This window comes from Paenibacillus foliorum, assembly GCF_013141765.1.
In the GTDB taxonomy this organism is placed as follows: domain Bacteria; phylum Bacillota; class Bacilli; order Paenibacillales; family NBRC-103111; genus Paenibacillus_S; species Paenibacillus_S foliorum.
In genome coordinates this window covers 225093-248621 of record NZ_WHOD01000109.1, presented here as the reverse complement: position 1 = coordinate 248621, position 23529 = coordinate 225093, and the positions used below count along the sequence as shown (strand labels likewise).

General features: G+C 37.8%; 23 protein-coding genes. All 23 read left to right on the top strand.

From position 1 onward, the window contains the following. Positions 1 to 2: 2 nt before the first annotated feature. The 23 genes from GC093_RS29905 (at position 3) to GC093_RS29795 (ending at position 23383) form a co-directional block, all read left to right on the top strand. Complete coding sequence (locus GC093_RS29905) at positions 3 to 1727, top strand: hypothetical protein (protein WP_171655586.1); 1725 nt, start codon at positions 3 to 5, stop codon at positions 1725 to 1727. A 242-nt stretch (positions 1728 to 1969) separates the two neighbouring features. Continuing rightward, on the top strand, positions 1970 to 3907 hold the full coding sequence (locus tag GC093_RS29900) for an asparagine synthase-related protein (protein WP_171655585.1): 1938 nt from the start codon (positions 1970 to 1972) through the stop codon (positions 3905 to 3907). A 29-nt stretch (positions 3908 to 3936) separates the two neighbouring features. Next, positions 3937 to 4092, top strand: a complete 156-nt coding sequence (locus GC093_RS29895) for a paeninodin family lasso peptide (RefSeq protein ID WP_171655584.1) — start codon at positions 3937 to 3939, stop codon at positions 4090 to 4092. Between the two features lie 99 nt (positions 4093 to 4191). Next, a complete protein-coding gene (locus GC093_RS29890) occupies positions 4192 to 5148 on the top strand; it encodes a phosphoenolpyruvate carboxykinase (ATP) (RefSeq protein WP_171655583.1) in 957 nt (318 codons plus the stop codon). Beyond that, positions 5120 to 5425, top strand: a complete 306-nt coding sequence (locus GC093_RS29885; RefSeq protein ID WP_171655582.1) for a lasso peptide biosynthesis PqqD family chaperone — start codon at positions 5120 to 5122, stop codon at positions 5423 to 5425. Before GC093_RS29890 ends, GC093_RS29885 begins: the two co-directional genes overlap by 29 nt. Before the next feature lie 29 nt (positions 5426 to 5454). Then, complete coding sequence (locus GC093_RS29880; RefSeq protein WP_171655646.1) at positions 5455 to 5913, top strand: lasso peptide biosynthesis B2 protein; 459 nt, start codon at positions 5455 to 5457, stop codon at positions 5911 to 5913. Positions 5914 to 5932: 19 nt separating this feature from the next. After that, positions 5933 to 7120 carry a nucleotidyltransferase domain-containing protein gene (locus tag GC093_RS29875; protein ID WP_171655581.1) on the top strand — a complete coding sequence of 396 codons (1188 nt, stop codon included), beginning with the start codon at positions 5933 to 5935 and terminating at the stop codon, positions 7118 to 7120. A gap of 25 nt (positions 7121 to 7145) precedes the next feature. Next, on the top strand, positions 7146 to 8963 hold the full coding sequence (locus GC093_RS29870; protein WP_171655580.1) for an ABC transporter ATP-binding protein: 1818 nt from the start codon (positions 7146 to 7148) through the stop codon (positions 8961 to 8963). Positions 8964 to 9325: 362 nt separating this feature from the next. Further along, the gene (locus tag GC093_RS29865) at positions 9326 to 9964 is read left to right on the top strand and encodes an acetyltransferase (protein WP_171655579.1); all 639 of its coding nucleotides are present in this window, start codon (positions 9326 to 9328) and stop codon (positions 9962 to 9964) included. Between the two features lie 60 nt (positions 9965 to 10024). Continuing rightward, positions 10025 to 10162 carry a hypothetical protein gene (locus GC093_RS29860; protein ID WP_171655578.1) on the top strand — a complete coding sequence of 46 codons (138 nt, stop codon included), beginning with the start codon at positions 10025 to 10027 and terminating at the stop codon, positions 10160 to 10162. Then, on the top strand, positions 10140 to 10910 hold the full coding sequence (locus GC093_RS29855; protein ID WP_376768689.1) for a glycosyltransferase family 32 protein: 771 nt from the start codon (positions 10140 to 10142) through the stop codon (positions 10908 to 10910). Before GC093_RS29860 ends, GC093_RS29855 begins: the two co-directional genes overlap by 23 nt. Positions 10911 to 11262: 352 nt before the next feature. Next, the gene (locus GC093_RS36185; RefSeq protein WP_312886635.1) at positions 11263 to 11568 is read left to right on the top strand and encodes an acyltransferase; all 306 of its coding nucleotides are present in this window, start codon (positions 11263 to 11265) and stop codon (positions 11566 to 11568) included. Positions 11569 to 11601: 33 nt separating this feature from the next. Beyond that, positions 11602 to 12828 carry a glycosyltransferase gene (locus GC093_RS29845; protein WP_171655576.1) on the top strand — a complete coding sequence of 409 codons (1227 nt, stop codon included), beginning with the start codon at positions 11602 to 11604 and terminating at the stop codon, positions 12826 to 12828. Positions 12829 to 12830: 2 nt separating this feature from the next. Next, positions 12831 to 13862: a glycosyltransferase gene (locus GC093_RS29840; RefSeq protein WP_171655575.1), complete on the top strand. Its 1032-nt coding sequence runs from the start codon at positions 12831 to 12833 to the stop codon at positions 13860 to 13862. A gap of 17 nt (positions 13863 to 13879) precedes the next feature. After that, the gene (locus GC093_RS29835; RefSeq protein ID WP_171655574.1) at positions 13880 to 15040 is read left to right on the top strand and encodes a polysaccharide pyruvyl transferase family protein; all 1161 of its coding nucleotides are present in this window, start codon (positions 13880 to 13882) and stop codon (positions 15038 to 15040) included. 14 nt (positions 15041 to 15054) lie between these two features. Beyond that, positions 15055 to 16251, top strand: coding sequence for a glycosyltransferase (locus GC093_RS29830; protein ID WP_171655573.1), 1197 nt, complete (start codon positions 15055 to 15057; stop codon positions 16249 to 16251). Positions 16252 to 16256: 5 nt separating this feature from the next. Continuing rightward, positions 16257 to 17438, top strand: coding sequence for a glycosyltransferase (locus GC093_RS29825; RefSeq protein ID WP_171655572.1), 1182 nt, complete (start codon positions 16257 to 16259; stop codon positions 17436 to 17438). A gap of 24 nt (positions 17439 to 17462) precedes the next feature. Further along, on the top strand, positions 17463 to 18644 hold the full coding sequence (locus tag GC093_RS29820; protein WP_171655571.1) for a glycoside hydrolase family 88 protein: 1182 nt from the start codon (positions 17463 to 17465) through the stop codon (positions 18642 to 18644). Between the two features lie 3 nt (positions 18645 to 18647). Beyond that, the gene (locus GC093_RS29815; RefSeq protein WP_246315633.1) at positions 18648 to 19211 is read left to right on the top strand and encodes an acyltransferase; all 564 of its coding nucleotides are present in this window, start codon (positions 18648 to 18650) and stop codon (positions 19209 to 19211) included. A 23-nt stretch (positions 19212 to 19234) separates the two neighbouring features. Continuing rightward, positions 19235 to 20794 carry a lipopolysaccharide biosynthesis protein gene (locus tag GC093_RS29810; RefSeq protein WP_171655570.1) on the top strand — a complete coding sequence of 520 codons (1560 nt, stop codon included), beginning with the start codon at positions 19235 to 19237 and terminating at the stop codon, positions 20792 to 20794. Positions 20795 to 20809: 15 nt separating this feature from the next. Further along, positions 20810 to 21862: a glycosyltransferase family 2 protein gene (locus tag GC093_RS29805; protein WP_171655569.1), complete on the top strand. Its 1053-nt coding sequence runs from the start codon at positions 20810 to 20812 to the stop codon at positions 21860 to 21862. A 35-nt stretch (positions 21863 to 21897) separates the two neighbouring features. Further along, entirely contained in the window at positions 21898 to 22965 is a 1068-nt protein-coding gene (locus tag GC093_RS29800; RefSeq protein ID WP_171655568.1) for a glycosyltransferase family 2 protein, read from the top strand. A gap of 130 nt (positions 22966 to 23095) precedes the next feature. Next, entirely contained in the window at positions 23096 to 23383 is a 288-nt protein-coding gene (locus GC093_RS29795; protein WP_171655567.1) for a hypothetical protein, read from the top strand. Positions 23384 to 23529 lie beyond the last annotated feature (146 nt).

The following is a 23529-nucleotide window of genomic DNA, read 5'->3' as shown; positions in this document are numbered from 1 at the left end:
ACGTGAAAAATAACTGGAAAAAATATATGGCTTTACTTATCGTTTCTATATTATTACTGGCAGCGGTTGCTCCTTTTACTGCTATTGCACAAGGTGAACCTTCCAAAGCATCCGCATCCTTGATGTATCAATTAACAGATGATATTAAAGTGGATGTCAAAAGCATTCTAAATGAACGTATACCAACGGGGACTAGAATTGGGGCCGTTGTACGTCTGTATAATTATGGATCACGTGTCGTCAGAGTTCCCGAATATGAAGTAAGAATTAAAACGGATAACGGAGTAGAATACATTTTACGCCCAAGTACGGCCAATGCGGTAGCCATTCAACCTAAGGAAAAAGTAGAGTTAAGCTATATGATCAATGTGGAACGTAGTGATGTCTTTTCGCTATCAGAGCTATCGTGGGTAGATCTAGATGAATTCGAGTATCCTCAGATTGAAAAGCTGATGTTATCCATTCCAATATCCGTCAACGAATGGCGGGGTGCTAGCTCGGTTTTTACGGATCCTGAAGTTATTAAAAAATGGGAAGAGCCTTTTACTGTGGAAGTGCTATCCTCTTCCTTGGAATTTACACCGGTTAATTTAATTAAACAAAATACCGTACAGGGACCTGTATCCCTTGTAGTCTTGCTTGTCGAAAACAAGGGTAAAATGAAGGAAACGGTACCCGATTTTAGCCTGGATGGAAAGACAGATATGAAGGTGTATAAGGGGAAGAAAATAGATTTGGAGCCGATCGCTCTTGAACCGGGGGAAAAGAAAAACATTCATTTTGCGATCCCTACAGAAAACAAAATTGATCTGAGGAGTTTGAATGTTCTTACTCCAGAGGAGTTTGTTGGAAACAATCAAACTAAGATCAATTACACGATCGGCCGATTGAATATCCAACTGCCCAACAACGGCATTCCATTAGGTTGGATTGATCAACTGGAAGCCTATAACTCGAACACACCTATCCATTTTGACCCGCTAAATAGTCTAATTCAATCTGAGGTAAGTGTTTCTCTTGTTGAACTTCACATGCATCAAAGTGAAGGGGATGGATATAAGACAGTTATTGCCAAATTTAAACTGAACAACCGTGGCGAAAGTCCGCTTCCTGTTCCTAACTTTCAAGCGGAATTGATGAGTGCTGATGGTTTCAGCTATGTAGGCAGTCGGCAAAGTGTAGCTGCACAGACTTTAATTCCGAATTTAAGCTATATCATTAGCTACTCCTTTAACGTGCCCAACTCTGAAAAAGGCGAAAGACTGGGAATTAGAATTCTGGATGGTCAAAAGGCTGCTCCTTTCAACATTCCGATTGCTTCATTTCGCACAAAAATTCAAAATAATGATGCGGATTCGAAGCTCGCGTTCTATCCTTTCAATGTAAATCTTAAAGATTGGACCTTAGGATCGCAAATCATGCCAGGGAGCTTAAATTATTCTTACAAGCTACGACTTGAGTTAGAGGTTGAGCGTCAAGATAATGTCGTTGTGGATCAAAATTTCTCAAAGATGAAAATAGAGCTTGTCGATACTCTAGGTAGAATATTGAGTTCGGAGTCTCTTCCCTTCACGAGTACTGGTCGTCTAGTTAGTGGATGGCAAACCATTAACTTTAACAGTCTACGAACGGAGCAGTTTGAATTTCCGCTTACCGTAGGTATTTATGAAACGATCGAGACTCCCTTTGGCGAAGCCAAAAGACTGGTAAAAACCTTGCAGCAGTAGGGAAAGGGGTCGGAACTGGCTGTTTCGACCTTTGCTTTAAAAATAGTTAAACGAATGGTTGACAGTACAAAGGTTAAATGGTATTCTAAAAATGTTCTCAATAAAGAACGAAATGTAGCTTGAAAAATGAGGTTTCATAAGAAAGTTCCTTTCAATCAACAAAAATTGCCTTGATATTCTTTTTATTTTACCGAAATTGTTCTCTGATAAGAACGGAAGAAGTGCGAACTTGGGAGGAACCAATGAGCGCCATAACTGGGATTTATCATTTCAATCAAACCTCCATCCCGATAGAACAAGGTATGGAATTGATGAAAGCTTTTCAGAAGTTTCCAGCTAATTATGTAAGTACATGGTATCGAGATTTTGTTTTTCTCGGCTGCCATGCTCAATGTATAACACCTGAATCAGTTGATGAACGATTGCCTTACTATGACTCTGAAAGAAAGCTAGCGATCACAGCGGATGCGATAATCGATAACCGACATGAATTATTCAGTTTACTGCAAGTTGAGCATGCTCGGAGAAGAAATATGTCTGACAGTGAATTGATTCTGCTGGCTTACCGTAAGTGGGGGGAAGATGCTCCTAAATATTTAGTTGGCGAGTTTGCATTTATGATATGGGACGAAGTAAAGAATCAGCTTTTTGGTGCCAGAGATTTTTCAGGCAGTCGAACACTCTATTATTACGGGAATGATGAGCGATTTGCTTTTTCTACCTTAATACAGCCCTTGTTTACTTTACCTAACATTGAAAAAAAGCTTAACGAACATTGGCTCGCTGAATTTCTAGCCGTACCTGGTATGAATGAAGCAGTGGATACTTCTATAACGGTTTTTACAAACATAGAACAAGTACCTCCTTCTCATAGCATCACAGTTAGTGAGGGCAGAGTAAAGCTTTCGAGATATGTAATTTTGAAAGTGGGGGAGCCTTTACAGCTGAAATCGAATCACGAATATGAAGAAGCATTTCGTGAAGTATTTCAAAGTGCTGTTACCGCAAGGCTACGAACACACCGTAACGTTGGGGCACATCTAAGCGGGGGATTGGATTCGGGGACAGTTGTGAGCTTTGCAGCAAGAGCCCTGCAAAATGAAAATAAACGCCTACATTCATTTAGTTACGTACCAGCTAAAGATTTCATAGATTGGACGCCCAAGTATCTAGTTGCAAACGAAAGACCTTATATTGAATCTACCGTACAATATGTCGGGAATATTACGGATCATTATGGGGACTTTGCTGGAACAAGTCCATTATCGGAGATTACTGATTGGCTTGAAACGATGGAAATGCCTTATAAATTTTTTGCAAACTCCAATTGGATTAAGGGTATCTTTGAAAAAGCCAATGAACAGGATATAGGGGTATTACTGAATGGAGGAAGAGGGAACTTAAGTATTTCATGGGGATCAGCGTTAAGTTATTACGCTATTCTATTGAAGAAGCTGAAATGGGTTCGCCTCTACCAAGAACTGAATCAATATAGTAGGCATAGAGGAGGGGACAGGTTGAGAATGCTGCCAGTCATTGGTAAGTTAGCCTTCCCAAGACTAAGCCAAGCATTCTCACCCGATGAGCCGCATCCGTTTCCTATGCTGATAAACCCGGAAATGGCAAGAAGGACCCAAGTTTTTGACAAGCTTAAAGATCATGGTATTCATGTAACGGGAGCCGCACGGGAGAAGAATATATATAGCGCAAGAAAGAGGCATTTTGAGGAAGTTTACCCATGGAATGCTACAGGCACTTTAGGTACTAAGCTGTCGTTGCGTTATTCCTTATGGAAACGTGACCCTACCAATGATATAAGAGTCATTCGATTTTGTTTGTCAGTGCCAGAAGGGCAATATGTACAGAATGGTCTAGATCGAGCGTTAGTCAGAAGATCAACGAAAAATCTTCTGCCTGACAATGTTCGGTTAAATCAAAGTATCAGAGGCGTTCAAGGTGCAGATTGCGTTCACCGTATGACACCTGAATGGGGCAGCTTTATAGCAGAGCTTGAACAGCTTAGCTCTGACCCAATTGTAGCTGAACTAATAAACATGCCAGTTCTCAAGGCGGCCATTTCAAAAATAAAGGCAGGCCCTCAGCATGAATATTCATTTGATCCAGATTATCAACTATCTATGTTCAGTTTAATTCTTTATAGGTTTATTAAGAAGATCTAATGAAGGTTCTAATGAAGGGAGGTGATACTATGTTAATGAATGAAAAGAAGAAATGGCAAGCTCCTATGCTCGATATACTTAAAGTTGATGAGACTATGGCAAGTGCAAGCTGGGGTTTATATGACGAAGGCTATAACTCCAACCTTGGTGAAGAGGGACAAACAGGACCTCATCATGGCTCGTAGTTTCAAATGAATCTAGCAAGCGCCATCGCCCTTATACAATATGTGATTGTATAAGGGCTTTATTTTAAAAAACCTAGTCAATTATTTGGAGTGAGATTATTGCTGGATACTGTGAATAATGTGATATATAAAGCCTTTGGCTTAACTGTAAGTAGTGAAATCGCTCTGCCCGAGTTGTCTCAAGAGTTCGAGCCTGGCGATGCTGCAGATATTCTGATAGAAGTTGATGATATCACCAATATTTGGAGTGAGTTATCATCGCCACCTAAGAGGTTTGTAATTACAGAAAACCTAGTCTTGTTTGAAGTGCCTGATATTGCTCTGTTTGCTATAAGGAATGGAAATAAAATAACGGTTTCACCTCAAGCTGGATATGATGAAGAAATTGTACGACTGTATCTCTTGGGCACATGTATGGGCGCTTTATTGATGCAAAGAAGAATATTACCGCTGCATGGAAGTGCAGTTGCGATTGATGGAAAGGCGTATGCTTTTACCGGTGAATCAGGAGCTGGAAAATCTACTCTTGCAACCACTTTCTTGAATCTAGGGTACCAGCTTTTAAGTGATGATGTAATAGCCATCTCATTCTCACCAGAACAAATTCCTTATGTTACCCCAGCTTATCCTCAACAAAAGCTATGGCAGGAAAGCTTAAATAATTTCGGTATGGAAACAAGTCAATTTCGTTCCATATACGGTAGAGAAAACAAATATTGCGTTCCTGTGACCTCTAAATATTATAGTGAGCCGCTTCCGCTTGCAGGTGTTTATGAGCTGATAAAAGCAGAGAATTCAAAGATCGGTATCCGTCGAATCGAAAAACTCGAACGTTTCCAGACTCTTTTCTGTCATACTTATCGCAATTTTCTTGTTCCTGGCCTGGGTTTAATGGATTGGCACTTTAATACCTCCGCAAGTATCCTTAATCACATAGACCTATACCAATTAAGTCGACCTGCATCAGGCTTTTCGGCTCCTCAATTAGCAGCTATTATTCAAGAAACTATATATGGAGGAATGAATCATGATCAAAAACCAAGGCATTTCGCTTAATGATTTCATCGTACAAGGTAGTGGGAACATCGTAAGCAACATGGGTGGAGAAAAAGTGATGCTGAGTGTTCAAAACGGAAAATATTACAATTTGGGTGAAATGGGGGGTATCATATGGGATCTTATAAAAGAACCTATTTCAGTCACTGAACTCGTCACAACCTTAGTGTCCGAATATGATGTAGATCAAATTACTTGTGAGGGACAGGTCATTTCTTTCTTGGAGCATGTATGGAAAGAGAATTTAATCCAATTGGGAGAAGAGGTCAGCCAGTAGTCCCTATTGGTGGAAGAGTGGTGAAAGAGATGGGATTAGTCATAAAACTAAGAAAATTCTTCTCGCTGGATTGGCGTACTATGCTTCTATTCTTTGAGGCATTTATTTATTTGGGTTGGGCACGTTATCTTGTCTATCAGCCATTTCATAAGATTGCTCCTTCACTAGGTACACATTTGGAGGAAACATCGCAAGATAAGAATGATAAGAACAGGAAGGCACTAAAAAATGTCCATTATGCTATTCATATTATGAGTAATCATACATTCTGGGATAGTAAATGTTTAGTAAAAGCTTTAGCTGGAATGAGCATGCTGCAGAGGCGTGGAATAGAAAGTACGCTTTACTTAGGAACAGCCAAGGAAGATTCCGGGAAAATGATTGCTCATGCATGGCTTCGCAGTGGTCCTTTTATCGTTACAGGGGTAGAAGGAATGGAGAGGTTTACAGTAGTGGGTACATTCGCACAAAAGATAAACGATCAATAAGTAGATCAAGGAGAATACGATGGTTAACAATTACAGTCTCGACTTGACGGTTCTCACCAAAGAATTAAAGCTCTTATTATTCTTAATGAAAATGGAATATGACGAAGAATTGCTTCTTAACAATAGAGTCCTGTTTGAAGATATCGAATGGGGCCAATTCATTCAATTAGCGCGGCATCATCGAGTGCATCCTATCGTTTATACAGCATTAAAAGGGGCAGATAAGAACCTGGTTCCCCTTGATGTTGTTAAAACCTTGTATAGGGAATATCAAAAAAGCACGTTTCAAATGCTTCGCTTAAGTGGAGAAATGGAGTATATATCCAAAGTATTTACTGAACTAAAGGTTCAGTCACTTGTTCTAAAGGGTCCCGTTCTTTCTGAAGATCTTTATGGGGATGTATCGCTTCGGACTTCTAGAGATTTAGATATATTGGTCCCAATAGCTGATTTGGATATAGTCGAAGAGCAGCTCTTAAAGCTAGGTTATGAGAAGCTAGAGGAATTCTCCACTATTTTAAATGATTGGAGATGGAGGCACCATCATTTAACTTATATTCACCCTCTAAAGGAAGTAACCGTTGAAATCCATTGGAGATTAAATCCCGGACCAGCCAAGGAGCCAAGCTTCAATGAAATGTGGGAAAGGAAAAGAATAAGCACTCTAACGAGCTTCCCTGTCTACTTCTTGGGTAGAGAGGATTTATTCTTCTACCTTGCCTCTCATGGAGCGCGGCATGGTTGGTCACGACTTCGTTGGTTAGCTGATATGGATCGTATCGTGAAGCAGAAGCTGGATTGGGAAGAGATCAGCAGTTTAATGCAGCAATTTCAATGTCTGCAAGTAGGAGGTCAAGCTATTATCCTTGCCTCTCAGCTCCTAAATACCCCTATTACCGAAGAGATGAAACCATTACTAGCAGCAAATCAATCCAAGAGATTGGCGCAGGATGCTACGTTTTATTTGAAGGAAATGATCAATCTACATACTTTACCCGTGCCGCTGCATATATCCAGATATCACAAGCGGCATTTGTTTTCACTATTGTCATTTCAAAACAAAATTTTATTTGTTATGAGTTTTTTATATCCATACCCTGAGGATGCTAAGACATTGCCGCTGCCTAAAGCTCTTCATTTCTTGTATTTTCCTCTACGACCCGTTCTATGGGCATGGAGAAAAACGAGGAAACACGCGTTGCCATAGACAATGCTTAGGAGGATCCAAGGAAATGAAACACATCTTATATCTTACGAAGAAATTACACCGTTATGCTGGAACCGTTCTTTACATGAATCTCTTAGGAATGGTTTTGATCAGTTTACTTGAGGGTATTGGAATCTTCTTATTAATTCCACTACTAAGTATGAGCGGGGTATTAAGTGTAACTGCTGGAGCAACTCCAATTTGGGCTATTTTTGAATTTCTGCAAGATATCCCTAAGGCATGGGGGTTGCCACTAGTTTTAGGAATATACACTTTACTGGCTATAAGTCAAACCCTCCTACAACGCAATCTATCTATTCGAGAGGTTAAGATTCATACAGGTTTTCTTAACCATATAAGATTAGAAACATATCGCTCTATATTGCAGGCCAACTGGGATTTTTTTATCAAAAAAAGAAAATCCGATCTTATTAATTCATTAACCACAGAATTAGGGCGTGTTGGTGGTGGTCTTCGGCTGTTCCTGCAATTTATTGCTTCCTTAATCTTTACGGTCATACAGATTGGTTTTGCATTCTGGCTATCGCCAAGTCTAACGATTTTCGTATTGTGCTGCGGTCTAGTGCTCGCCCTTTTTTCCAGAAAATACATAAAAAAATCCAATATTCTAGGGAATCAAACTTCTGAGCTAGCGCAAAGCTATCTTGCCGGTATTACTGAACACTTTAATGGGATTAAAGATATTAAAAGCAATATGCTGGAGGAGTCGCGATATCATTGGCTGCTTTCTTGGTGTCGACAGATCGAACATGAAAGATTAGAAAACTTTAAACTGAAATCCAATAGCCAGCTTTTTTATAAGATATCAATGGCTTTGATTATTGCCAGCTTTATTTTATTCTCGGTAAATATATTCCACTCCCAGTTAGAACAATTAATACTCATAATTCTCATCTTTTCACGGCTATGGCCAAGGTTTACGAGTATACAGTCTAATCTGGAGGAAATTGCCTCTTGCAGCGCTGCCTTTAATGCTCTGATCGGATTACAAAAGGAGTGCATGGGTGCAAGGGAATTAGAGAATATAAACTATAGTAATAGCAAAATAAGCCCTATCCATATGAAGCAAGGGTTGGAATGCAGTAAAGTACATTTTCGATATAACCCAAGAGAATCCAGCTACTCCCTTCAAGATATTAGCTTACAGATCCCTGCCAATTGTATGACAGCCATCGTTGGACGATCCGGTGCCGGTAAAAGCACTTTAATTGATATCATAATGGGATTACTGAAGCCAGAAAGTGGAATGGTTTTAATAGATGGGACCCCTCTGAATCGGGATCATTTATTATCGTTAAGGAGATCCATTAGTTATATTCCGCAGGATCCTTTCTTATTTAATGGTAGTATCAAAGAAAATCTGCAAATCATTGAACCCGATGCGAGTGAAGCACAAATGTGGGAAGCTCTTGAATTTGCTGCAGCGGCTGAATTTGTAAGCAAACTTCCCTATGGGATGGATACTCTTATTGGAGACAGAGGAATAAGGCTTTCTGGAGGGGAACGTCAGAGACTTGTCTTAGCTCGGGCCATATTAAGAAAACCGGCCATTCTAGTGTTGGATGAAGCAACGAGCGCGCTTGACACGGAAAACGAAGCCAAGATCCAAGAAGCGCTGGATAAGCTAAGGGGAAAAATGACCATTATCGTCATCGCTCACCGTTTGTCCACAGTTCGTAATGCGGATCAGGTCATTGTATTGGACCAAGGGAAAATTATTCAAAAGGGTGCATTTAGTCAACTGGCAAAAGAAAAAGAAGGATTATTTTCAAGTTTATTAGGAAATCAAATGAGGGATTCGAAAGTTATTTCTATCAGATAAAATTGGGAAATATTATGTTGACATGTTCTCTATAAAGAACTAATATAGGAATATATAGTAGATGGTGCAAGGAAATAGATTGGGCTTTAACGGAAAAAATTTTTATCACTTCGTTCTATATATAGAACGAAGTTGCGGTGATGAAAGTGAATCATATTATGGTGATGTCTCCTTACCATTATCGATGGAGGCACTCGATCATGCTGTGGGTTGAAATAAACCTTAGACGCTTGTCGTCGGTAGTGTGGTGTGAGGAAGGGTTAGATGCCCTGCTTTAAAGTTTTTAACTATGCGATTTTGGTAAAGACCTCGTAGTTAAGAACTTTAATCAATGAGTAACTCTAAGAATAGGTGGTTAAAGGATGTCGGGACTATTAATAATTGGTGCTGGGGGTCTTGGTAAGGTTATCGCTGAAATCGCTATGTTGTTGGGAAAATGGGACAGGATAGCCTTCTTGGATGATAGGGTCGACCTGAAGGAAGTAATGGGCTTCCCCGTGATTGGTAAACTTACAGAGCTTGACTCTTATAAGGATGATTACAATAGTGCATTTGTAGCAATTGGAAATAACAAAACAAGATTATTGTGGCTGCAACTCGTCGGAATTTCTGGATTCAATATTCCCACGTTAATTCACCCGCTAAGTATAGTAAGCAAGTTCAGCTCTATTGGCGAAGGTGCCGCAGTAATGGCGGGGGCAGTAATAAACGCACATGCCACTATAGGTAAAGGCTGTATTGTTAATACCTGCGCAAGCATAGATCATGATTGCACTCTTGAGGATGGCATTCATGTTTCACCTGGAGCACGGGTTAGCGGCACTGTAAATATTGGCCGATGCAGCTGGGTATGTGTCGGTTCGAGTATTGCTAATGATATTAGAATTGGGAGCCATGTTATTATTGCAGCGGGGGCGGCAGTTGTTCAAGATGTACCGGATAATGTTATGGTAGCAGGGGTGCCCGCTATACTTAAAAGGGAGATAGCTGCCGGGAAATGATAAGAGGCCGTATGTATTTATAATGAGGTGGTGATGTTCGGCGTGACAATGGTCTATTGTATGAAATGCCAAAAGCTGGTTGAAGAAAAGCTGGCTATCGGAATCATGAAAACCGGTTTTTATAAAAAAGATATTCCTGTTGCATTACAATGTGCCGATTGCAGTGGGGATGGAGATGGAAAACAAGAATCATCCTGAAGGAGAAGTTACTATGAATCCGAGTACTGATAAAATCGACAAGATTATCCATTATTGTTGGTTTGGAGGGAAAGAAAAGCCTGATCTAGTTAAAAAAAGCATTGCTACCTGGAAACAAAGCTTACCCGATTATCAAATTTTGGAGTGGAATGAAAATAACTTTGATATAGGCAGTATTACATATGTAAGAGAGGCTTATGAGTCCAAAAAATTCGCGTTTGTTAGTGACTACGTAAGAGTATATGCATTATACAATTTTGGCGGCATTTATCTGGACACGGATGTTGAGGTGTTCAAACCCTTTGATGATCTATTGCATCATGATTCATTCTGGGGATTTGAACAAGAGAATTACATTGCTACAAGTACGATAGGCGCAGCTAAAGGAAACAAGCTGATAGAAATTTTTTTAGATTCGTATGAACAGAAAGTATTTATTAAAGAAGACGGTACTCATGATGTTCTAACTAACGTTGCTATCATAACCAAGATACTGGAAGGTATTGGTGTGAAAGCCAATGGTGAGTATCAAGAAATAGAAGGTATAGGCGCATTTTATCCCCAGACCTATTTTTCCCCGTATGATTATATAAACTGCAGAAAATTTATTACTCCAAATACATATACCATGCATCACTTTTATAAAAGCTGGCTGCCGCCCAAAGAAAGATTCAAGAGCAACATGAAGTTAGCACTATCCAAAATTATTGGTGGCAACAATATCGCTAGACTGAGGAAGTACATGTAGATGCCGGTTCTTAAGGAGAATGGACATGATACACCTATTGAAAAAAATAATGTCAGTGCTTGCTTCCGAATGTCGAACCCGAGGCATTTACTTGACCTTCATTATGAATATTTCACATTTAATAGGATTCATCAGAGGCGGCTTATTCAAGCTGCTTTATTTTAGAAACATCCGATCATCCTTATTCTCCCTCCAGGCTCATAGCAGAATCGAGATTTTTAACAAAAGGTCCAAGGTCTATGTAGGGAAATTTGTATTTATTAGGAAAAATGCAAGCATAAGGGTAGATTTTAACGGGCGGCTGACTATTGAGGAAAAAGTTTTTATTAATGATAACTGTAATATTAATTGTGTGAATAAGATATCGATTGGAAGAAATACGAAGATAGCACCTAATGTGTGTATAAATGATCATGATCATAATTATAAGAATACGACAGACGGTCACCTGATAATGGGTGAAGTCATCATTGGTGAAAATGTGTGGATTGGTTCTAATGTTGTAGTTTTGAGGGATACCGTAATAGGTGATAATGCAGTGATAGCAGCTGGTAGTGTCGTAAAGGGCAACGTTCCTGCGAACACTCTTTTTCTTAATAAGAGGGAAAATAAAATCATACATTATAGCCATTCCAAGCCATTATCTGAAGTCATCTAAGGGATAACTTTACATGAACCAGAGGGGATTAATATGAAAAAGAATGTTTTAATATCTGTTTATGATATGGAAATAGGCGGTATAGAAAGAAGCTTGATTAACATGCTGGAAAGCTTCGATTATGATCGGTATAAGGTTGACTTGTTAATATGCAATCATGCAGGGGACTTTATGAGTCTGATACCTAAGCAAGTTCATGTGCTGCCGCAAATCGACAACTACACGGTGTATAGAAAGCCCATAATTCAATGTATAAAAGAAGGTCATTATTCGACATCATTCATAAGAATAGTGTGCAAAGGTATAGCCAAATATAAAGCAATGTTCAGGAATTTGAAAGAAGGCCCCGGATATATTCAAATGCAGCTTGTTTCCAAGTATACATCGTATTTTATGCCTAGAATTCCTCAGAGGTATGATCTTGCTATCAGCTATGCTTGGCCACATGACCTGATTGCCCAGAAAGTCACTGCGGATAAGAAGATTGCTTGGATCCATACCGATTACAGTGAGCTGGAAATAGATAATAAGCTCGATCTCGCTGTATGGAACAAATTTGATTCTATTGCATCCGTATCGGAAGCTTGTACCAAGTCATTTCTGGCTGCATATCCTTCCTTAGAAAAAAAAGTGATAGTGGTCGAAAATATAACCTCGCCTGCATTTATTAAAAAAATGGCTGCGGAGACCAGTTCTATCCAGAAGAAGACGGCTGAAGCTTTTACTATTGTATCGGTGGGCCGATTGTCTTTTGTGAAGGGCTTTGATATGGCGGTTGAGGCCTTGAAAAAGCTTCATGATAAGGGGCTCACGAATATTAAGTGGTATGTAATAGGGTATGGCGGATATGAAACTGAGCTGAAACAACTTATAGCTTATCATAGTCTGGAAGATAGCTTCATCCTTTTAGGTAAAAAAACGAATCCATATCCCTATATCCAAGCCTGTGACTTATATGTGCAGCCTTCCAGGTATGAGGGAAAAGCGGTTACGGTTACTGAGGCCCAAATATTAGGCAAGCCGATACTTATAACAAATTATCCCACTGCAAGGAGTCAGGTTGAAGAGGGTGTCGACGGGTTCATTTGTACATTAAGTGTCGAAGGAATTGTAGAAGGAATACAGAAATTTGTAGAAAGCGATGAGCTAAGCAGAACTCTAATAGATCGAATAAAAGATAAGGATTATAGCAATACGTTTGAACTCAATAAGCTCTACGAAATCATGGAGGATGTAAGGCTAAGCAGAGGTGTGATATAACGATGTACAAAGTTAGTGTAATAATACCTGTATACAATGCCAATACCTATATTGCCGAATGTATAGAGTCTCTATTGTGCCAGACGCTGCAAGAATGTGAGTTCATATTCATCAATGATGGATCGATAGACAACAGCAGGCAAATTATTGAGAGTTATATGAATAGCAGCACTAGAATAAAGCTGATCAATCAGGAAAATCAAGGTGTCAGCATGGCAAGGAATAAGGGCTTACAGTTAGCTGCCGGTGAATATATAGGATTTGTAGATGCTGACGACTGTATCAAACCCGATATGTATGAAACCTTATACCATGCAGCCAAACTAGATGATTGTGATGTGGTGATTTCTAATTTTGAAAGTGAGCTTGAAGGACATAAGGTCATTAATCACTATCCGTTTCCTACAGATACTGTTCTTTCAAGAGGATTTATAGAGGAGGAAATACTGCCTTATTTCATTAAGACGGACAATCTAAATACGGTATGGAATAAGGTATATAAAAACGAAATAATAAGAAGCAACAAAGTAAGTTTCCCAGATAAGGTTGCATTAGGTGAAGATGGAATGTTTAACGTACGTTTCTTCAGTTATGCCGTTCATATGAAGTATATAGAGTATTCGGGTTACTATTATCGGGAGGTAGCGGGAAGCGCTACTAGAAATTTAAAGGAAAATGATTATTTTAAAAGGGCTCTAGAGGTATTTAATTTGGAACTGCCAGAACTACATACAAGTAATTTGGATAAAACGAAGATCAAGCAATTAAAGTCAGCAAAGCTTATACAGAATGTTATGTCTTATATTCATATTTATTTTACACCGTCTGCTGAGTTAAGCTTCCATCAAAGATATACCTATGTAAAGAATATGATAAGCAATAAGTATGTTAGAGAGGCGTTAGCTGCTTATTACAGTGAAGGCTACAGAAATTCAGGTAGATATGAAAAATTCATTACAGATATGATACGAAGCAAGTCTACGGTAGGTTTGTATTGTGTTACAACTTATAGCAGACTCAGAAATAAATATTAATAGGAGGAATTGCAGAAATGAAGATTATGATGTTTGCCCATGGCGGCAGCTTGAATAGAGGATGTGAGGCTATTGTACGCTCATCGACTAACCTAATTAAAGAGAAAATAAAGGGTGCAACGATATACTTGGCATCGGGAAAGCCTGAAACGGATAAGATCATTTCCAAATTGGATGGAATCTATGATGGGACGGACCTATATATCAGAAAGTATTCCTATGATTGGCTTCTCTCCTCGATGAAGGTGAAATTTTTTAATGATGAGACCTATGCGTTGGGCAAAATTCATAACAATATTGTTAAGCACATTCCTAACATGGATGTGTGTTTATCTATAGGCGGTGATAACTATTGCTACGGAGAGCAGCCTGGTTGGTATGAGATCAATCGACGAGTGAAAGCGCAAGGTAAAAAGTTAGTGCTTTGGGGTTGTTCTATTGGCCCAGAGGATATGTCAGAGAGGAAATTGCAGGATCTGAAGCAGTTTGATTTGATATTAGCCCGTGAAAGCTTGACTTATCACTTATTGGTGGGCAAAGGCTTAACTAATGTTAAGTTATGTGCAGATTCAGCTTTTACAATGGAGAAGGAAGAGCTGGAATTACCGGAAGGATGGCAGGTGGGGAATACAGTCGGTCTCAATTTCAGTCCTTTAGTATGGAAAAGGAATAGGGAATCACAATTGGCGGTTAGGGACCTTATCAACCACATTCTCATTACTACGGATATGACGATCGCGCTAACTCCACATGTTATGGAGGACGGTAATAATGATTATGAAATTCTTCATAATTATTATGAGCAATTTAAAGCCAATAGCAGGGTTATTCTTTTACCTGGTCATCTCAATGCCATTCAATATAAAGGGTATATCTCACGGATGAGATTTTTTATTGGCGCTCGAACTCATGCAACAATAGCAGCTTATTCTAATTTTGTTCCTACTATGGTATTGGGGTACAGCATTAAATCCAAAGGGATCTCTAAGGATATATTCGGAGAAGAAAAATTGGTTCTGAGCATAGATGAAATATCAAACAGTCAGAAGCTCATGGCCAAGTTTGACGAAATGGTAAGAGAGGAAAAGGAACTCAAATTAAGGCTGCAAAAATCTATCCCGAATATCAAGAAAATGTCCTACAAAGCTGTAGAGTATTTAGATCAACTAATTCAATAAAGTAGAGGTATATAATGAAAAAAAATCTACTGTTTATTATGCCCAACTTGACCTCGGGCGGTGGAGAGAAGAGCCTGATCACCTTGCTAAGTAAGATCGATTATAACTTGTACAATGTGGATTTATTTTTATTGTATCATAGTGGTTTGTTCCTGGAGTTCATCCCCAAGGAAGTACGGCTTATCCCTATATCGGAGAACTTTGAGTTGTTTACTTTGCCGTTATTTCAAGCATTTAAGAAGCTCCTATTCAAGGGGAATGTCAGTTTAGCTTATAATCGGTTGATGTTTTCATTGAGGTATAGAAACATTTCCAACGTCTCGCAAAGGGAGCAGTACAATTGGAAGTACCTTGCTAAATCGTTGACTAAAATTGAGAAGAGATATGATGTTGCCATTGGTTTTCTAGAGAAAACGGCGAGCTATTACTGTATAGATAAGGTGGACGCTGCTAAGAAAATAGGCTGGGTACATATTGATTATGATCAATTAGGAATGGATCCTCAGTTCGATCACAAGTATTTCGAGCAAATGGATAGTATTGTTACAGTGTCTGAAGAGTGTGCCCTTATACTTAAAAATAGATTTCCCGATCTGAAAAATAAAGTGAAGGTTATTTACAATATTGTATCGCCAACGATGATCTATCAAATGGCTAATCAAGATAATATCGATGTATACAATCGTAAAGAAGATGAATTCAACATCCTTTCCATTGGTCGGCTGCATTATCAGAAGGCTTTTGAAATAGCGATTGAGGCTTGCAAGAGGCTGATCGATCGTGGATATAAGATAAAATGGAACATTATTGGTGATGGTGAGGAAAGGGAAAAGCTGACCCATCTCATTCATGCCAATCATTTGCAGAACCATTTTAAATTATTAGGCTTGAAGTCCAACCCTTATCCATATTTGATGCAAGCTGACATTTATGCGCAAACCTCCAGGTTCGAAGGAAAGTCCATTGCTATTGATGAGGCTAAAATCTTGAATAAGCCGATCATAGTTACGAATTTCAACACGGCGAAGGATCAGATTAAAGACGGAACGGATGGATTAATTGTTGATATGAACGCGGACGCCATGGCAGCAGGGATTGAGAAGTTGATTAAGGATACAAGCTTGAGAAATAAGCTGAGCTTAAACTTAGCAAGTTTAAAATTAGGAACGGAAGAAGAAATTAATAAATTCTATAATCTTCTGAACAGGTGAAAGTTATGAAGAAAAAAGTACTCTTTGTTATTAATAATTTAAGCTGTGGCGGGGCGGAAAAGGCCCTTATTTCTTTGTTAGAGACGATGGATTACTCGGCATATGATGTGGATCTGTTTCTGTTTGAGCATGAAGGAATGTTTATGAAAAAAATCCCGAGTCAGGTAAACCTGCTGGAAGAGCAGCCTGAATATCGGTACTACGATATGCCTATAAAGCAGGCTGTTGCGGATTGTCTCAAACGTGGAAGAGTTAATTTGGCTCTATCAAGAATTCGCGCGGGTTATATTTATAAAACCGAAAAAAAGAGAGTTCGATGTCAGCAAAGGGTTTGGAAGTACATATCGAAATCGTTGAAAAATATAGATCAAAGCTATGACATCGCAATTGGGTATCTTGAGAAAAACCCCATTTATTTCTGCATTGATAAAGTAAAAGCAGCTATGAAAATAGGTTTTATACATAGTGACTATGACAAGCTTGGGATGGATCCTTATTTGGATCAAGCTTATTTTGAACAGTTGGATCACCTGGTAACGGTATCTGAAGAATGCAGTAATATTCTGAAGAAGAGATTTCCTATGTATGAGCGCAAAGTGAAAATTATGTACAATATCGTATCTCCTACCGCTATTCATAATCTGTCGTTAGAAAAAACGGATATAGACGTCGAAGCAATCAAGCTAGTTTCGGTGGGCAGGTTACATGATGCAAAAGGCTTTACGCTTGCTATCGAAGCCTGCAGGGTGCTTATTCAAAATGGCTATCAGGTCAAGTGGTATGTAATTGGCGAAGGTGAAGAGAGAAGTAAGCTTGAGCAGCTGATCGAGGAATATGGGCTTCAAGGGATTTTCTGTTTATTGGGAAACAAAGAAAATCCATACCCCTACATTAAAGAAGCCGATATCTATGTTCAGCCTTCACGGTTCGAAGGGAAGTCTATTGCCGTAGATGAGGCGAAGATTCTACAGAAGCCTATTGTTGTAACTAATTTTAACACGGCTAAAGATCAAATTAATAACAACGAAAATGGATTGATTGTGGAAATGACCCCTAGATCGATCTTCGAGGGAATTAAATCACTAATCGATGACGAGCATTTAAGGAAGCATTTCATAGTTAATTTATCCAATGAAAAGCTAGGAACGGAGTCGGAGATTCATAAATTATATGCATTATTTAAGTAGTCATGAAAGGAAAGATCAAATGTTATGCAACTAATAAGCCCTCTGCTTTTAAGTATTGTGTGCGTGATTATTCTGATTGATCTGGTTCCATTAGGTAAAGATTGGTTAAGCAGAATTCATATTGGCAGGTATCAGGATAAACAGGTATGGAATAAATCTATAACTCGAATTGGTGCCAAGTGGCTTAATACAACACCTAAGATCAAAGTAACGGATAACACTAGGTGGGTTGTCATCGATATGTTGAAGGGGAATTACACGAAACACGCTATACAGCATTGGCAAGAAGCCTCCTTGCTGTTAGGGCTGTCGGAATACTTGAAAACCAATAAGGATCAGGAAGTCCAGCGTGAGCTAATGAAGTTCTTGAGCTTAAAATTCGATCAGAATGGTCAATGGATTAAAATGCCTAAGGAAGTAGACGGTGCTATTCTTGCTTATGCTGTAATAACATTAAGCTTCATTAATCCAGATCTTTATAAGAAAGCCTTTGATTCCACGTGGGCTATGATTCAAGAGCATATCGGGGATGAAGGCACCGTACAATATCGGAAATTTATGAAAAACTATAGATATGTGGATACCATTGGTTTTATATGTCCTTTTTTAGTTGCTTATGGCACTCGATATCAAAAAAAGGAATGTGTTGAGCTTGCTGTGAAGCAAATTAAAGCGTATGAGGAATACGGGATGTTAGAGCAGCATTTTATCCCAAGCCATGCGTATCAGGTAGAAAATAAAGCACCTCTTGGGTTATACGGATGGGGAAGAGGGTTAGGTTGGTTCGCAATAGGCCTTATCGATGCTTGGAATGAACTGCCTAAAGACCATGAATATAAACCCGTTTTGGAGGAAAGTGTGAAGAAGTTTGCCAAAGCAGCGATTGCCTTTCAGCAGGATAGTGGGAATTGGAACTGGACGGTTGCTAGAGGTGAGTGCAGGCCGGATTCTTCAACGACAGCCACATTGGGGTGGTTCTTATTAAATGCAGCCAAGATAGAGGATATCTCGACACCGTGTTTAGATAGCGCAGATAGAGCTATTCAATACTTGATGAGAGTAACCAGACGAAATGGAGAAGTAGATTTCTCGCAAGGAGACACGAAAGATATAGGCATATACTCCTTGTTGTTTAATATACTGCCCTTTACCCAAGGCTTTTGTATCCGATTGATGAACTCAAAAAACAATCCTAAGGTTGTGTAAATAATGGTAATAAAAAGCATGTTTAGTTTTTTTAGGGCTAGACTTAGAAAGTATGTTCTAGAAGAAGTATGGATAGAAGATTATATAAAGATGGGTATGAGAATAGGAGATAATTGTTCCATTCAACCGGGTGTAACCTTTGACTACTCTCATTGTTGGTTAATAAAGATAGGAAATAACGTGACTATAGCACCTCAAGCATATTTACTGACTCATGATGCTAGCACTAAAAGAGAAAAAAAATACACAAAGGTTGGTAGTATTACTATAGAAGACAACGTATTTATTGGTGCAAGGGCGTTGATTATGCCTGGTGTTACTATCGGACAAAACTCTATAGTTGCAGTTGGGAGTGTTGTAACAAAATGTATTCCGCAAGGAAGTATAGTAGCTGGAAATCCAGCTAAAGTCATATCTTCAATAGAGAAATACATGGAAAAAACCGAAATGTTGATGGATAGTGCTAAAGTATATGACGCTAGTTACACAATAAGTGGAAACATATCTTCTCAAGATAAAGCCAAAATGTATGAAGAATTAATAAATAAAATTGGATTTGTTGTCTAATATCTTCAGTTGTGGGGAAAACAATGAGAACAAAAAATTCTATTATCAATATTTCTGCTGGCTTAGGCTATCAGCTAATTATTACACTGCTAAGCTTTTTTTCAAGAACAGTGTTCATTAACAGCCTGGGTATTGAGTATTTAGGGATAAATGGACTATTTACGAATATATTGGCCATGCTTTCTCTAGCTGAGGTAGGTATAGGTTCAAGTATTGTGTATAGCCTTTATAAACCTGTGGCAGAAAATGATAAAGTAAAAATTCATGCATTAATGAAGCTGTATAAAAAGGCGTATTTGGTCATAGCAGCAGTCATTTTAGTGCTAGGACTATCGTTGATGCCATTTCTAAATTACTTTGTCAAAGATACCAGTGTTGATCATCTTTATACCATTTATTTCATTTTCTTGATAAATACAGTTGCCCCCTATTTCTTTCAGCATAAAAACTCATTCCTCAATGTTTGCCAGAAAAGCTACATCATAACCGGGATTTATTCGGTCTCATCCATTTTGTCTACATGTCTAAAAATATGGATTTTGCATACGACTCAGAATTATATCTTATATTTAAGTATCGATAGCTTTATTACAATAACTAACAGCATTATTTTATCTGTAATAGTTGATAAAATGTACCCATTCTTAAAGGAGAAGCTGTCAGGCAAATTAGATGCTGGTGTCAAAAGAGATATTATCAAAAATGTTAAGGCCATTATGCTGCAAAATATAGGCTCATATCTAATATTTGGTACGGACAATATTATCATATCTTCGTTTGTGAGCGTTGCGGCAGTAGGTTTGTATTCGAACTACAATATGTTTATCGATATATGCAGGACCTTCATCAATCAAGTATTTAACAATTTATACCATAGTATAGGTAATTTAGTAGCGAATGAAAGTAAGGAAAAAATATATAGTTTGTTTAAGGTGTATTGGCTTCTCAATTTTTGGCTGTATTCCTTTTTTTCTATATTTCTTTATATCATCATCGAGCCCCTGATTGCATTATGGATAGGCTCCTCTTTTATTATGGGGAAAACGATTCTAGTCGTGCTGATGATAACCTTTTACGAGCGAGGCATGAGAAATGCGATTACAACAGTTAAAACGACAGCAGGAATCTTTCATGAAGACAGGTACGTACCTTTATATCAGGCGGGTATTAATCTCGGTTTTTCAATTTGGTTAGTCCATTATTTAGGGCTTGCAGGAGTTTTCATCGGAACACTTATCAGTGCTATAGCCTTTCCTTTCTGGACTACACCTTATTTGGTTTATAAGAAAGTGTTTCATATTCCTTTGGTTCATTATTTTGGGAAATATTTTTATTTTGCAGCAATAGGGGCAGGCACTTGTTTCCTAACAAGCTATATTAGCAGTTTGATTACAGCTGATAGCTTACTGACTTTAATTCTAAAAGGTGTAATTTGTTTGATTATACCTAATCTTATTTATTTGGCCTGTTTTTATAAAACAGATGAACTAAAATACTTACTTGGGATCCTTAGGAAGATCTTGGCTATGTTCCTTAAGCGATTTAAGCTTCATAAACGAAATCTTATTTCTGAAAATAAGTAATAGGAGGATTGCGTAGTGAGTCGGATAAGTATTGTCGTTCCCATTTATAATGCAGGAAAAAGATTGGAAAAGTGCATCAAATCGATTCTAAACCAAACATTTTCGGATTTTGAGCTAATATTGGTTAATGATGGATCTACAGATCATAGTCTTGCAATATGCCAAAGATTCCAGCAGCAGGATAAACGAATAATCATTATAGACAAGAAGAATGAAGGAAGCATTGCAACGAGAAGAAGAGGAGTAGAAGCTGCAAGTTCAGAATATATTATGTTTGTCGATGCGGATGATTGGATTGATAAACATACTATTGAAATTTTAAACAATGAATCGCTTGAACGGTCTATAGATATTGTTGTTTGTAATACGTATAGAGTTCTGGGCTTCATTAAGCAAAAAAATAATAGTGAATATTTCAGTGCGGATAAAATTTACAATAAGGAACAAATCAGAAAATACTTAGTTATTGCCTACTTTCAAGGAGATCCATTTCCTTCATCATTATTTGCGAAGCTGTACAAAAGAGAGCTTTTTATGAATAGTGGTAAATATTTGGATAAAATATACTTCTTTGGTGATGACCTATTTTTAAATATGGAAATATTTTTGAAGGCAAACCAAGTGAAAGTAATTGATAAATCTTTATATTTTTACACACTTAGCGGAAATACAAGCAGATATATGCCCCATTTTTTTAATGATGTATTCAGCGGTTATCAAATACAAAAGGAAGTCATAGCAGAACATTATCAAGACATTCAGCAGCATCAATATAATGGGATCAGTGTAATGCTGTTAAATTTATTTAGAGGTGCCTTGTACAATTTATTTACCAGTAAACTTAGTGAAGATGATATCAAAAATTTGATAAAGATTTATGTTTCAGATGATTGTGTAAAGGAAGCTGTATCCAACGAAGGAGCTATCAAGTTTTTTGAAAAGGACTACTTAGATGCTATGAGAGAAAAGGATATTCAGTATTTATACGCGATGGGTAAAAGCATGCATAAAAAGAAAAAACCAAAGAAAATGTTAATGAATATTATGTCGAGACTGTCTATTAGCTAAATTCTGAAGAGCGTATAAAAGGAGGAGGGTTCTAATTGAGTAGGGTAAGTGTAGTAGTACCCATCTATAATGCAGGTAACGGAAAGAGACTGGATACATGTATACAATCTATTCTCGGCCAGACCTTTACAGACATTGAATTGGTTCTGGTAAATGACGGGTCGACTGATAATAGCTTGGAAATATGCATGAAGCATCAAAAAGGAGACAAAAGAATTATCATTATCAATAAAAAAAATGAGGGCTGTATCGCAGCTAGAAGAACAGGAGTAGAGGCTTCAAGCTCGGATTATGTTATGTTTGTCGATGCGGATGATTGGATCGATAGAAGGGCTGTAGAGATATTGTATAACGGTTGTATTAATAATGATGCAGATATAACTGTATGTAATATGTATAAGGTTTTAGGAAAAGGTAAGTTAATAAAGCGGGAAAATGATAGAGATTATTTCAATCATAATAAAATTTATAATAAAGAAGAGATTATGCGGGATTTAGTAACTGCTTATTTCTATGGGCATTCATTTCCATCCTCCTTATGCGCGAAGCTTTACCAAAAGGAGTTATTACTAAATAGTGGGAAATACTTAAACCGAATACACTTTTTAGGGGAAGATCTCTTTTACAATTTGGAGATATTAGTAAAAACAAACAGAGTCAAAGTTATCGATACACCCTTGTATTTTTATAGAGTGGGTGGTTTTACGAGTAAATACATGTCTTACTTATTCGATGATATGGTCAATGGTTATCAAATACAAAAGGAAGTTATAAATGAGTATTACTTGGATACACTGCAAAAGCAAAATGATGGAATTAGTATTATGCTGCTAAATACGTTCAAGACATGCTTATGCAATATTTTTAATAGCAAGCTTAGTGAAGCTAAGATTAAAGATACAATAACCGAATATACCTCAAATGATAGCGTAAAAGAATGTTTGAACAATGAAGGCTCCATTCGATATTTTCCTGAAGAGTATTTGAATGCCATAAGAAATAAAGATATCGAATATTTATATAAGCTGGGAAAAGGAATGTATAAAAAGAGAAGAACCAAAACGATAATTATGGATATTTTTTCCAAGCTTTCTGTGGTCTAGATGATCCTCATGATTATACATACATTTTAACGAAATAATGGAAACTCCTCGTTCTCAAACTACTAAAACTAAGGTATAATTCTTAATAAAGAACGCTATGTTATTTCTGTATGGAAGGAGGTCTTGGACAATGTTCAGACTTAAAAGGGTTTTATGTCTGACACTAATTATAAGTGCATTAATGTTTCCAACTTCAGCTTTTGCATCGAACGGAAATAATTCATCAGATTCTAAGAGAAGCAATTTTGAACAGTTTATTTCATCTTTGTTTGGAAATAAAGGCAAAAACGATGATTTATATAACTATTGGGGAAATAATAAAGACAAGAATGATTGGCACTGGAAATGGGATTTTAAAGATTGGAATGATAAAAACTTAGACTCGTATGATATATGGGAAAGATGGTATTGTTACTAGTCAGCATTTGTTACTGATCCGTCGGCCTGCCGACGGTTTTTTTAGGTTCAGTTATGATCTTTTTCGCTTAGATTTGGAATAGTCTTAACCCCGCCATGAATCCTATTGAAGTGACTCCTTCTACCATAGCCTCTCCAAATTCTTGT

Bases quoted from the DNA above. Each gene is read 5' to 3' on its own strand.
- GC093_RS29810 (WP_171655570.1), top strand. From the start codon at position 19,235: ATGAGAACAAAAAATTCTATTATCAATATTTCTGCTGGCTTAGGCTAT.
- GC093_RS29895 (WP_171655584.1), top strand. From the start codon at position 3,937: ATGTTAATGAATGAAAAGAAGAAATGGCAAGCTCCTATGCTCGATATA.
- GC093_RS29885 (WP_171655582.1), top strand. From the start codon at position 5,120: ATGATCAAAAACCAAGGCATTTCGCTTAATGATTTCATCGTACAAGGT.
- GC093_RS29880 (WP_171655646.1), top strand. From the start codon at position 5,455: ATGGGATTAGTCATAAAACTAAGAAAATTCTTCTCGCTGGATTGGCGT.
- GC093_RS29870 (WP_171655580.1), top strand. From the start codon at position 7,146: ATGAAACACATCTTATATCTTACGAAGAAATTACACCGTTATGCTGGA.
- GC093_RS29835 (WP_171655574.1), top strand. From the start codon at position 13,880: ATGAAGATTATGATGTTTGCCCATGGCGGCAGCTTGAATAGAGGATGT.
- GC093_RS29830 (WP_171655573.1), top strand. From the start codon at position 15,055: ATGAAAAAAAATCTACTGTTTATTATGCCCAACTTGACCTCGGGCGGT.
- GC093_RS29875 (WP_171655581.1), top strand. From the start codon at position 5,933: ATGGTTAACAATTACAGTCTCGACTTGACGGTTCTCACCAAAGAATTA.
- GC093_RS29865 (WP_171655579.1), top strand. From the start codon at position 9,326: ATGTCGGGACTATTAATAATTGGTGCTGGGGGTCTTGGTAAGGTTATC.
- GC093_RS29840 (WP_171655575.1), top strand. From the start codon at position 12,831: ATGTACAAAGTTAGTGTAATAATACCTGTATACAATGCCAATACCTAT.
- GC093_RS29845 (WP_171655576.1), top strand. From the start codon at position 11,602: ATGAAAAAGAATGTTTTAATATCTGTTTATGATATGGAAATAGGCGGT.
- GC093_RS29900 (WP_171655585.1), top strand. From the start codon at position 1,970: ATGAGCGCCATAACTGGGATTTATCATTTCAATCAAACCTCCATCCCG.
- GC093_RS29795 (WP_171655567.1), top strand. From the start codon at position 23,096: ATGTTCAGACTTAAAAGGGTTTTATGTCTGACACTAATTATAAGTGCA.
- GC093_RS29860 (WP_171655578.1), top strand. From the start codon at position 10,025: ATGAAATGCCAAAAGCTGGTTGAAGAAAAGCTGGCTATCGGAATCATG.
- GC093_RS29815 (WP_246315633.1), top strand. From the start codon at position 18,648: ATGGTAATAAAAAGCATGTTTAGTTTTTTTAGGGCTAGACTTAGAAAG.
- GC093_RS29820 (WP_171655571.1), top strand. From the start codon at position 17,463: ATGCAACTAATAAGCCCTCTGCTTTTAAGTATTGTGTGCGTGATTATT.
- GC093_RS29855 (WP_376768689.1), top strand. From the start codon at position 10,140: ATGGAAAACAAGAATCATCCTGAAGGAGAAGTTACTATGAATCCGAGT.
- GC093_RS29825 (WP_171655572.1), top strand. From the start codon at position 16,257: ATGAAGAAAAAAGTACTCTTTGTTATTAATAATTTAAGCTGTGGCGGG.